At 36.2% G+C, this 11,937-nt stretch carries 6 protein-coding genes; all 6 read right to left on the bottom strand.

Going from position 1 to position 11,937, the window contains the following annotated elements; translation table 11 throughout:
• Positions 1-8 precede the first annotated feature (8 nt).
• The 6 genes from ACFSR1_RS21525 to ACFSR1_RS21500 all read right to left on the bottom strand — a co-directional run bounded on the left by ACFSR1_RS21525 (position 9) and on the right by ACFSR1_RS21500 (position 11,892).
• Entirely contained in the window at positions 9-770 is a 762-nt protein-coding gene (locus ACFSR1_RS21525) for a T9SS type A sorting domain-containing protein (RefSeq protein WP_378295095.1), read from the bottom strand.
• 48 nt (positions 771-818) lie between these two features.
• Positions 819-3,083, bottom strand: coding sequence for a beta-glucosidase BglX (bglX, locus tag ACFSR1_RS21520; RefSeq protein ID WP_378295094.1), 2,265 nt, complete (start codon positions 3,081-3,083; stop codon positions 819-821).
• Between the two features lie 9 nt (positions 3,084-3,092).
• Positions 3,093-4,460 carry a glucoamylase family protein gene (locus tag ACFSR1_RS21515; RefSeq protein WP_378295093.1) on the bottom strand — a complete coding sequence of 456 codons (1,368 nt, stop codon included), beginning with the start codon at positions 4,458-4,460 and terminating at the stop codon, positions 3,093-3,095.
• Positions 4,461-4,514: 54 nt separating this feature from the next.
• Positions 4,515-5,954, bottom strand: a complete 1,440-nt coding sequence (locus tag ACFSR1_RS21510) for a RagB/SusD family nutrient uptake outer membrane protein (RefSeq protein WP_378295092.1) — start codon at positions 5,952-5,954, stop codon at positions 4,515-4,517.
• 10 nt (positions 5,955-5,964) lie between these two features.
• Positions 5,965-8,958: a SusC/RagA family TonB-linked outer membrane protein gene (locus ACFSR1_RS21505; protein WP_378295091.1), complete on the bottom strand. Its 2,994-nt coding sequence runs from the start codon at positions 8,956-8,958 to the stop codon at positions 5,965-5,967.
• A 192-nt stretch (positions 8,959-9,150) separates the two neighbouring features.
• Positions 9,151-11,892 (bottom strand): helix-turn-helix and ligand-binding sensor domain-containing protein, encoded by a 2,742-nt coding sequence (locus ACFSR1_RS21500; protein WP_378295090.1) that lies wholly within the window; start codon positions 11,890-11,892, stop codon positions 9,151-9,153.
• Positions 11,893-11,937: the final 45 nt, after the last annotated feature.

Here is an 11,937-nt window from a genome sequence, read left to right as displayed (position 1 = left end):
CTTCCGTCTTATTGTATTAAGACTTTTAATTTCTCTTCAATACCTTCCATTTGAACTTTGGCAAAATAAATTCCAGGTGTCAAGTCAGAGACATCTAACCTAGTTTCTTTTTGGCGAGATACTGATTTTACAGCAGCCAATGCTCCGGTTAGTGTAAATAAAGAAATCTTATCAACTCCATCATCAGATTGAATTACCAATTCATCAGGCGAAGGACTATAAGCTATTAGTCTCGAGTTTTTAACAAATTCAGGTGTATCCAGTATGTTCTGACTTACCCATCCCAAATCGTCAAAATAGTATAGATCATTTTGAGTTCCGGTAGTAACTGTAGGATTGAAGAATAAAACAAGCGTAGTGTGTCCATCACCGGCAGATGCACTAAAATCAAATGTAAATTCTTCCCAGGTGTTCACCTGTGAAAAATCGGAATAAATTTCTACGGGATTCATTCCCCCTTCAATCTTTGCTAATACCTGAATAGAAGTGGGAGTATAGATTTTGAACTGAAGAACATTGTTCGTTGATAAATCTATGGGAGCACCATAATTTATGACTAATGCATCAAATCCTTGTGTTCCATCGTCCGTATACTGACCAATTGTAGGACTCGTATTGATCCCACCGCTAAAATTATTAGTAATAGCAACAACAGTTGCTGGCAATGCCTGAGACGGAGGGTCACACTCAAAATCTGTAATTAATGGAGCCACACATTGCGCAACTGCGTAATGAGCTATAAACACGATAAAAAATACTATTTTTTTCATAATTTCTGATTTTTAGATATTTTCTGTTTCAGTTTGGTCTTAAGAGATTTATTTCAATTGTAAGCTAAATGAATTAGTAAATTTATGATCAGAATTACCGGCGACAAACACATCATAATCTCCTTCTTCATTTACATATTTCAGATCATTGTTATAAAATTTGAGATCATCTGCAGTGATTGAAAAGGTAACGGTCTTGGTCTCTCCTTTTTTAATAAATACTTTCTGAAAACCTTTTAATTCTTTAACAGGACGAGTGATACTTCCAAAACGATCCTTTATATATAATTGTATAATCTCTTCTCCATCATAATTACCGGTATTTGTAACTTTAGTTGTAATTTTGAGACTATCGCTTGTATTCAATGTTTTAGCACTTAGCTCTGGCTTAGTGTACGCAAAAGATGTATAACTAAGTCCGTATCCAAAGGGAAATAAGGGTGAATTTTCTACATCAATATACTTAGAAACGTAGCGTTCATTTGCTCCCGGAATATCTGCGGGACGTCCAGTATTTTTCATATTATAGTGAATCGGTATCTGTCCTATATTTCTAGGAAAGGTCACGGTCAATTTTCCGGAAGGGTTATAATCACCAAATAAAACATCGACTACGCCAAATCCTCCACTTGTTCCCGGAAACCACGCTTCTATAATTCCTTGTACTTGCTCGTTTTCCCAGGATAAATCCAGAGGTCTTCCGTTATACAATACCAAAATGATGGGTTTTCCTGTTTTTTTGATAGCTTTGATTAACGCACGTTGCTGTCCAGGGAGTTGAATCGAAGTACGACTAGCAGCTTCTCCACTCATTCGTTCTGATTCACCCATAACCATCACTACTACATCAGAAGATTTTGCAATGGTTATTGCTTCAGAAAAATCCACTTCATTTCCGTCAATTTCACAACCTTTAGTATATGTAAAACTAATCCCCTTTTCCTCAAAGGCTTCTTTAACACTAACCGCTGTTCCTTCTCGATCTCCTTTGGCTGACCAGTTTCCAATAATGTGGAATTCATCAGCTGCTAAAGGACCAATCAAAGCAATTTTACTTTCTTTTTCTACGGGTAAAACCTGCTCTTTATTCTTCAATAATACCATAGATTTTCGGGCAGCTTCTCTTGCTAATTGTAAATGATCCGGATGAAGGATTATTTCTTTTTCTTTTTGTTCATCGCAATACTTATATGGGTCATCAAAAAGGCCCAGTTCAAACTTCATTCTCAGAATATATCGTACTGCTCTATCCAATTTTTGGATATCCACGTGTTTCTGATTAATTGAATTTTCTAAATGATTTTTATACACTCCACCTTGCAAGTCCATATCTACTCCTGCGTTCAAAGCCATTTCTCCTGCCTTTTCCAAATTCTCTGCATAACCATGGTGCACCATTTCATTGATAGAAGTATAATCTGTAACTACGAAGCCGTCAAAATTCCATTGATCTCTAAGGATATCTTGTAACAAATAAGAATTACCAGTGGCAGGTACTCCATTAAGTTCGTTAAATGATGTCATAAAAGTTGCCACTCCCGCATCTACAGATGATTTAAAAGGTGGTAAATAGACGTTATGTAAAGTGTTTAGAGAGATATCCACCGTATGATAATCTCTACCCGCCTGCGCTGCACCGTAGGCGGCAAAGTGCTTTGCACAGGCCATAATTGTGTGCCTTTCTCCTAGATTATCACCTTGAAAACCTTCTACTCTAGCCTTGGCTATCAAAGATCCAAGATAGGTATCTTCTCCTGCGCCTTCTGCTATTCTTCCCCATCGGGGATCCCTTGCTATATCTACCATTGGTGCAAAAGTCCAATGAAGTCCTTCTGCAGAAGCCTCTAATGCAGCCGTTCTGGCCGTTTTCTTCATAAGTTCCAAATCCCAGCTAGAAGATTCTGCCAGAGGAATTGGAAAAATTGTTTTGTGTCCGTGAATAACATCGTATCCGAAGATAAGGGGGATGCCTAGTCGTGTTTCTTCAACAGCTATTTCCTGGAGTTTTCTGGTAAAAGCAGATCCCATCGCATTAAAAATTGCACCTATCTGTCCATTTTTTAAATAGGTTTGATAATTCTTATCTAAGACAGGACCCGTAACATCCTCTGTGCTGGAATATAATACGGTTTGTCCTATTTTTTCTTGCAGCGTCATTAAATTCATTATTGAATCCACTTTTTTATCGATCAAGAGATTCTGATCGTTTTGTAAGGATTTCTCCTGATTTTTCTGACAACTCAGTAAAGTAAAGACTACTATGATTCCGAATGAGATCCTTGTCAAAACTATTTTTTTTGAATTTCTATTCATCTTTTTAAATCAAAAGGTAAATCCTAATTTGGTCAATCCTTCCTGCACATCAGAATCGCTCATAAACAAATTCCAGAGCAATTGCGTTCGATAATTTTCTATCATTGCTATAATGGGTCCTTGGTCAATTGCCAAATATCCATCAGAAACCCACTCGGCCGATTCATTAAACGCATCATAGAAACCATATTCTCCCCATAATTGGTCATTTTTCTTATAATAGAAATGCTCTAATGCCTGTCTGGATTGTTCTGGAGTGAATGGAAATGCAGACAACGCTGCGGTTGGAGTAATTGTTCCATTATCTTCTGTAGGACTATGTACCCCATAGCCGCCTGGTTCGTCACTGGCAGTTAGTCCCCAGCTATCTCTGCTATACCCTCTAAATCCCTGAGGGTTCTCTACACAATAATTGTAGTTGATTAAAGAATGTGCTCTGTTTTGACTAAAATAATCAGCATATTGGTCACGTAGATTTCTTGGATCCAAGCCAATAAAGGAGTAATGAGAGAAGAATAAAGGTCCTCCAAGGTCTTCGCCCAAAGGTAAAACCACCCCTAAAAAGGATTTATTATTAGTCATCTCACCATTTCGAGCCCAACCATTATCATAGGTTTCTTTTGTAATCGGGTGCGTAGGCGAGGCTGCTCCAAGGACATACACTATCAAGGCTTCATTCCACCCTTGGACTTGTAAATTAAGATCAAAACCAAAATTTTCTGACCAATGCCAGGTAATTACGTTTTGTCCTCTCTCGTGCCAATCCCATTCTACGTTTTCCCAAATAGCTCTAATTCTACTTCGAATATTCCCTTCATCTACTGTGTCTTCCGTGAAGAACTGTCTAGCAATCAAAAGCCCCTGTATCAAAAAAGCCGTTTCTACAATATCACCGCCATCATCTAAAGTACTAAACGGAATTGTCTGACCGCTATCTCCCGAATACCAATGTGAATAGACACCGTGATACGTCTCTGCATTCTCCAGAAACGTTAAAATCTTTTGCATACGTTGTATGGCTTCATCTCTGGTTATCCAACCTCGATTTACCGCAGCCGGGAAACACGCAATTCCAAATCCAGATCCTCCGATGGTTATCAATTTAGAATCCGGACCGTTCTGTGATCGCTCCCTTGCCAGACCACTATCTGGTTCCGCAAAATCCCAAAAATAGCTGAAGGTACGTTCTTGCACCAGATCTAATAATTGTTCAAAAGGAATCTCTGGCACCTGATTTTCTTCCTCTACAATTGGAGCAACATCAGGAGGTGGTGGCGAGGTATCCTCTACCGTACAATTTTGAAATAAAAGTAATCCCATCCCCATCATTATACCTATCCCGATCATATTTCTATATCTTTTCTGTAATTCATTCATAATATTATTCTTATGCAATTTTTTACAATTCGGTGTTTTGCTATAACACAATTTTTAATACCCGTTATTTTGGATTAATAATCCCCCGCTGATATTGATTTGCTGTTGCGGTATAGGAAATACTTCATGTTTTCCATCGATAAATGGTTTACCATGAGCTCTCATAACAGCTCCCGCTCGCCCTTGACGGACCAAATCAAAATAGCGGTCGTGTTCAAATGCCAACTCCAGACGTCTTTCTCTCCAAACTGCCATTTGATCTACTGAACTAAGACTAGAAAGCCCAGCTCGATTTCTAACCAAATTTAATGGCGTAAGCGCATCACCACCTATCTGAGTAGCTGCTTCAGCGTTCATTAACAGGACTTCTGCATATCGAAGGACTCGTATATTTTTATCGCTTTGAGAAACTGCTGTAAACCTGCTGGAATATGCCTTTTGATTATACCTTGGATTCACTACAGTATTTGGTACTTCTCTACCATCAAATAAAGTTTCTCCTCTAAAAATAATGGTGGCATCTCTTCTTAGATCACCTGGTTCATAGGCATTAGCAAGATCCTGAGTAGGTGTATTGAATCCCCAACCCCAACCGCCAAGACCTCTAGCACCTTGACTTACGCTATATTCTAATATACCAGCAGCCGGAAGTTCTCCTCTTCCTTGTATTTCAAAAATGGATTCTTGATTATTTTCCTCTTCTGCTTTCCAGATATCTTCATAATTTGGTGTGAGACCATATTCTCCTGAGCTAATAATTTCGTTGGTTAACGTAAGTACTGTTTGCCATTTATTCTGATACATACTCACTTTGGCCAAGAGGGCTTTTGCGGCACCTTTTGTCGCTCTGCCTAATTCTGAAATGTTGTATTGGCTCTTTTCGGGTAATAATTCTATTGCATTTAGAAGATCCTCTTCTATAAAGGCAAACGTTTCTTCTCTGGATGCTCTTTGTAACAATGTTGTTGGATCGGCATTAATGTCAGGTACATCTTGGATTAAGGGAACACCTCCAAAGGTCTTTACCAGTCTAAAATACATTAGAGCCCGAAGAAAGGTAGCTTCTCCTATCAGTCTATCTTTCAACGAATCTTCAATCTCAAAATCCTTCAATCGATTTAAAGCCTGATTGGCTCTTTGAATACCATCATAATGTGCTTCCCAGACTTCGTTAAAAGAAAGAGAGGTAGCATCAAATGTAAGTGCATCCAATAAATTCTTATCTGCTCCGGTGTCTCCTGGATCACTTCCTTTATCCGCATCATCCGATGTAATACTTGAAACACCATTCCAGGAAAAAGAACTCATCGAAAATTGAAGAAAAATGTTATACACTGCGTTTACCAGCTCGGTTGCTTTTTCCGGAGTAATCGCTTCTTCTGTTTCCTGATTAGAAGGAACATCAAGATAATCTTCACTACAACCTACGAAACTGATAAACAGTATGGTCGTGAGTAATGTTATAATAATTTCATTTTTTATAGTTGCATTCATAAACCTAGATTTAAAATGATACATTCAGACCTACATAAAAAGATCGTAAAGACGGATATGCGTTTAATTCGATTCCGGCAGTACCTAATGGATCTCCAACTAACTCAGGAGTAAATCCTGAAAATTTTTGAAAGATTATTGGGTTCCTGGCTGTTCCATATACTCTGATTTTAGAAAATGGACCTGAAGCGTCCTCTGGTATGGTATATCCTAAAGTAATATTATTGATTCTGAAGAAATCACCGGATTCGAGGAAATATGTTGAAGACAGAGGAACATCATTAGAAGCAATCGGATCTGTATTACTTGGTCTACCAGATGTCCATCTTCTATTAAAAACCTGTTGTTCTATGTTTTCATTTCCGAATCGCTGTGCTTTTTTACCATTGTACACTTCGTTACCAAGATTGGCGAGCGTCTCGATTGAAAAATCAAAATTCTTATAATCCACACTGAGACTTGATCCAATTACTATTTTAGGTATATAGGAACCAAAATATTTTCTATCTCCCTCATCTACAATACCGTTATTATTGACATCATCGTACACTAATTCTCCGCGATCGTCAATTCCGATAACATCATATAGAAAGAAACTTCCTAAAGGTCTCCCCACAGTAACTCGCTTGGTAAATTGACCATTATCAATACTTCCCCCATCCTGTTCATTAAAAAACGGATTGGTAACTTTTGTTAATTCGTTTTGGTTATAGGTAAAATTTGAACTTAATGTATATCGAAGTTCCCCAATAGCATCAGACCAATTGATAACAGCTTCAAACCCTTCATTAACTACCTCTCCAACGTGAGAATTAAAAGGATCAAATCCAAAAACGTCGGGAAGTTGAATTTGCAAAATTGCATTTGTATTTGTTCTTTTATAATAATCCATCTCTCCGGTTAAGCGACGGTTAAAAACCGAATATTCAACCCCAAAATCGATTTCATTAGTTGTTTCCCAGGTCAATTCCTCATCGATAGTTCCGGTAATGGTGATACCTTGTTGTAGTTCTCCGTCCGGACCAAAAGGATAAAACCCTCCATCGCCAGTGGTTACATTAAGAATATTCTGGGGTACATTTTGATTTCCGAGTTCTCCGTAACTCGCTCTAAATTTGAGCACATCGAAAATGCTATTCTCCATAAAACTTTCTTCGCTAACTACCCAACCGGCGCTTAGTGCGAAAAAATCTCCAAAACGTTTTCCTTTCGTAAAATTACTGGAGCCATCTCTTCGATAAGAACCATTTAGTAGGTACTTATCCTTATAGTCATAATTAATTCTAGCGATATAAGAGAATAATTTACCTAAACCATCGTTGAAAGAACCTCCTGAAGTTTGACGGTCGTCTGCATCCCCGGTATCTAAGTTAAATCGAAGATTACGATCGGAGGGTACATTTACTCGTGTACCAACCAGAAATTCGCGTTTACCTTCTTCGGCTGTGATACCCAAGGTTGCCTTGATTCCGTGAATTTCAGCAAAACGTTTTTCAAAAGTTATATAGTTATCCCAAAACCAGCGATAAATATTCGATTGTTCTACTCTTAAAATTGTTTGGGGTCGATCTTCATCTTCACGAAAGAAGTCCAATTCTGTCAATGTAGGGTCATCTGCAAGAAATAGTCCTAAAATATCAACAAATTGATAAAATCTGGCTTGTTCATTTTCAATAGAAAAACGAGAAGTAGCTGTTAAAGATTCTAAGATTTGGTAATCTAGCTTAAAGGTTCCTTGTATTTTAAAAAACTTTTGATCTTCATCCTGAAAAAATAAATCTTTAACCGGATTGGATACATTATTTAATCCTTTGGATGTGCCAAAATTTCCATTCTCATCTCTAACCGGAATAATTGGAGCTTGTTTGTACGCATTGGTAAATGCATTAAAACTCTTTGGCGTTGCATTTGCTAATTGAACGCTTACATTATTAGAGAACGTAAATGAATCACTGATCCTATAATCTGTGTTGGATCTAAGAGTCAAACGATCAAAGTCATTACCTAATAAAATTCCTTCTTCTTTGTTGAAACCCATACTAAAAAAAGATCGTATGTTATCCGTTCCGCCAGACAAAGAGAGATTATGGTTCGTAATTAACCCTTGTCTTATAATCTCATCCAGCCAGTTGGTATTATACTGTTGATTCGCTAAAAGAAATCCAGTAGTATCATTATCATTATTAGGGTCACCATCTCTACGCAGATCTCTTCTCCTTGCTTCATTACTAAAAGTTACAAATGAGGATGCATCTGCCATTTCTACTCTGGTTACTATGTCCCGAAAACCTGTAAACGAATCAAAGTTAATTTTCATTTTACCAGACCTCCCCTTTTTGGTAGTTACCATAATCACACCATTAGCACCTCTGTTACCGTAAATTGCCAGTGAAGCCGCATCCTTCAATACATCAATACGTTCGATGTCAGAAGAGTTTATGTTATTAATATTATTGGTAAGAATACCATCTACGACATACAACGGTTCTCTTCCTCCTTGAATGGTTCCTAATCCTCTAATAATAACATTAGGAGCTTGACCAGGAGCATCGGAAGAAGTAATCTGAACTCCTGCGGCATTTCCTTGAAGTGCTTGCAAAGGATTGAGTACAGGTTCTGCTGCCAGATCATCTCCATCCACAGAAGAAACGGAACTGGTCAAAATAGCTTTACGCTGTGTTCCATATCCCACAACAATTACCTGATCCAACTGATCAATCTCTTCATTGAGCTGAATGGTGTATTCATCTTCTTTAGTTACAGCGAAGTTTGCTGTTTCAAAACCGACATAGCTTATCTCGATAATTGCTCCTTCTTTGGCTTTGATTTCAAAAATTCCATCAAAATCGGTTAGTGTCCCTGTAGTTGTTCCTTGAATAAGTACTGAGGCTCCTGGTAAAGGAGTATCAGTTGGATCAGTTACGGTACCTTTAATCATTTTTTGTGCAAGTCCCTGATGAAGAATCCCAGTAAACAACAAAATAGTAAGAAATGATAGTTTCATATTATAGTTATGTTTTCCTTTTGTGAAATTACACCAATGAGAAGAAATGATATCTCGAGTAGTTATCAAAAAAATGCTTTTTTAACTAAATAACTGATAATCAAATAGAAAAAGTATTGCTAAAACTTAAATTTTAACAGTATGATGTAGTAGTGATGCAGTAAATTTTACGGTAAAAAAGTAATAATATGATTAAAAAAGAGTTAAAAAATTATGAAAATTATCATCTGTTGCCAATTCTAGCTTTTTTCTTAATCGATAGCGATGCAATTCTACACCACGAACTGTGATACCCATTAATGGGGCAATTTCTTTAGTAGTCAAACCGGTCTTGATGTAAGCGCAGAGTTTCAGATCTTTGGTCGTAAGTTTAGGATATGATTCTAATAATTTTTTAAAGAAATCTTTATGAAGATCATTGAAACTAGATTGAAAAATTTTCCAGTCATTGTCATCACCCAAGTAATTTTTTGAGACTGATAATAATCGTTTGGTCCTATACTGATTAGGTGAGAGCTCTTTTAATCGATTTAATTCATTTCTCAATTCAATAATCATCTCATTTTTTTTGATCACAGAAGCTGTAGAACTGGTAAGCTCTCTTTTTTTATCTAACACTTCTCGTTCCAGATTTTCTTTTTCTATTTTTGCAATTCGCTCTTGAGTTTGTTTGATATATGCTCTTTGCATTGCTATCTGTTGCTTTCTTATTTTAATCTTATTTCTTCTGTAAATTAAAAAGATGATAAGAAGAAAAATAAGCGTGTAAACTAGTTTGAGATATATGGACAAGTACCACGGTGGTGAAATATTAAACTGCACTGTTGTTGTAGCATTCTTATTTCTAAAATCTAATTGATAATCTCCGTAAGGTAAGTTTTGTAAAATGACTTTTCCGTTTTCAAGCACTCCTTCTTGTGCCAGTCTGCCCGAAAGCTTATAGGATATCTCTCTTTCTATTGAATAAGGAGCATACACTTCAAAAGTTATATTTCGAGAATCATTAAATGGTAATATAAAATTTTCTTGAAGCTCTTGGTAGCCTTTGGGAATAATTATTTTATCTACGATTGGAGGATAAACAATTTCTTTATCTAAACTTTTAGCTAATAGCCTCAAATTCATCAGTACCATTCCGTCATTAAGATTTAACACACGTAATGAATCATTAAGAACATTTACCTTTTCGTATCCGGAAACTAATCGGTTTTGTAATTCTGAAGTTTTTAACTGAAAAATCGTAGTGAAATCCGTGTCGGTAAATACAATTTTCTCACCCATATTTTTATCAATAAGCCAATAGTGCCCATTGTCTCGACCTACAAGGTCTTTTCCTAATAGTTTGGAATATCCCAAGTATTCACCTATGCTATCACCTTCTTTAAAATATGAAAACCACCTACCAGAATTTTGAAACAATACTTGATTCCCTATGTGAAAAGGCTCTGTTGTGTATTGTTTAAATTTTTCATGTGTCCCATAATCCTTTTTATCAATAGCCCTAGTATGATCTTTATTAAGTATTATTCTGTAGATACCCTTGTATGGATGTGAAGCCCAGATAATCCCATCAGACTCTTGTATAATTTTTTGTACTGGAAACATAATATTTTCAACCAGCTGGGTTTGCCATTCTCCATCTTTGTAACTTAATTTAAGGATTCCGGAATATGTTCCTAAAAGGTATTCTTCATTTCGACCATCTATCGGTGTAATCTCAAAGACTCCTCCATTACTAAGATCAATAGGAAAAATTGAATCATTCTCTATGCGATATATTCCATTGTTGTGACCTGCTAACAAATGATCTTTAACAGTAAATAAATCCCACACCTGTCCTTCAGAGCCTTTAATTAACTCTAGATTTCCTGCTTCTGAAAGTTTATAAACTCCCGTATTACTTGCCAAATAATAGAATCCTTTAAAAAAAACTACATCATAAACAGTTCCCAAAGTACCGGTGATATCTGTATAATATGATAGCGAATTTTCGAAATTGATATTAGTAATTCCATTATCTAATGACACCCATAAATGTCCTTGATCAAATTTTAGTCCAAGCACTGTATTATTATGTAACCCTGAAGATTTTTCGAGTGTGTATGCCTTTTGACTACTTAGATTATAAACAATAACCCCCTTTTTAATTGTTCCGAAAGCAATCTCATTTTCGTTTATAAATAATGCTTTATTTAAAATAGTCGCTTTTAGTAAGGAATTTATTTGCGGAGAAAGAGAAATAACTTTATTGTTTTTTAGGATAAAACCTCCTTCTCCTTCATCATAAAGAAATAACATTTCTTTTGTAGCAGCTAAACTTGTAATAATTTGTAGTCTAAGATTGCTTGTATCCGATTGAAATGGTTTTAAAACTCCTTCTTTAAGTTCATACAAACCTGAATTTCTAATAGATATCAAAATTTTATCCTGAAATATTTCAATATCCACAACTCCTTGACTACCATCAATAAACCGAATTTGCTCACCATCGTACTCATACACCCCTCCAAAAGATCTAAAGTATATAGAGTTATTGTGCTGAATGATTTCCCAAAAATCTTCATTTACTAACGTATGATCAGGGCTAAGCAGATTTATTAAGGAAGTGTACTGATATAAGCCTAAAGTATCCTTGCTCCAGTACCCAAACTCTTCATAAGAACCGGTATATATCCTATCATTATCACAATATACAGATCTTACAATGGTTTTATTAGGCAACGGATACAAGTCCCAAAGGTGTCCATTATAACGTAAAAGCCCTCTGTTATTAGCTACATAAACTACACCCTGCTCATCGACATCAATACCCCAATTTTGGTTATCTGCCTTGTAGTTTTCTATAGTGTAATTTTCGATTTCAGGATAGAAAATTTGACAATATGCACTGATATTTATACACGTAAAAAGTAACGATACTATATAATACTTCATAATTATCAAGTATTCTCTTAGGTCTAAAAGTAATAAAATTTTATT

Source organism: Aquimarina rubra, assembly GCF_042684305.1.
GTDB lineage: Bacteria > Bacteroidota > Bacteroidia > Flavobacteriales > Flavobacteriaceae > Aquimarina > Aquimarina rubra.
Note: the sequence above shows the minus strand (reverse complement) of the source record. Positions and strands in the feature narration are given on the sequence as shown.

Excerpts from the sequence above, each read along its gene's own strand:
- bglX (WP_378295094.1), bottom strand. The coding sequence starts at position 3,083 with ATGAATAGAAATTCAAAAAAAATAGTTTTGACAAGGATCTCATTCGGA.
- ACFSR1_RS21505 (WP_378295091.1), bottom strand. The coding sequence starts at position 8,958 with ATGAAACTATCATTTCTTACTATTTTGTTGTTTACTGGGATTCTTCAT.
- ACFSR1_RS21500 (WP_378295090.1), bottom strand. The coding sequence starts at position 11,892 with ATGAAGTATTATATAGTATCGTTACTTTTTACGTGTATAAATATCAGT.
- ACFSR1_RS21510 (WP_378295092.1), bottom strand. The coding sequence starts at position 5,954 with ATGAATGCAACTATAAAAAATGAAATTATTATAACATTACTCACGACC.
- ACFSR1_RS21515 (WP_378295093.1), bottom strand. The coding sequence starts at position 4,460 with ATGAATGAATTACAGAAAAGATATAGAAATATGATCGGGATAGGTATA.
- ACFSR1_RS21525 (WP_378295095.1), bottom strand. The coding sequence starts at position 770 with ATGAAAAAAATAGTATTTTTTATCGTGTTTATAGCTCATTACGCAGTT.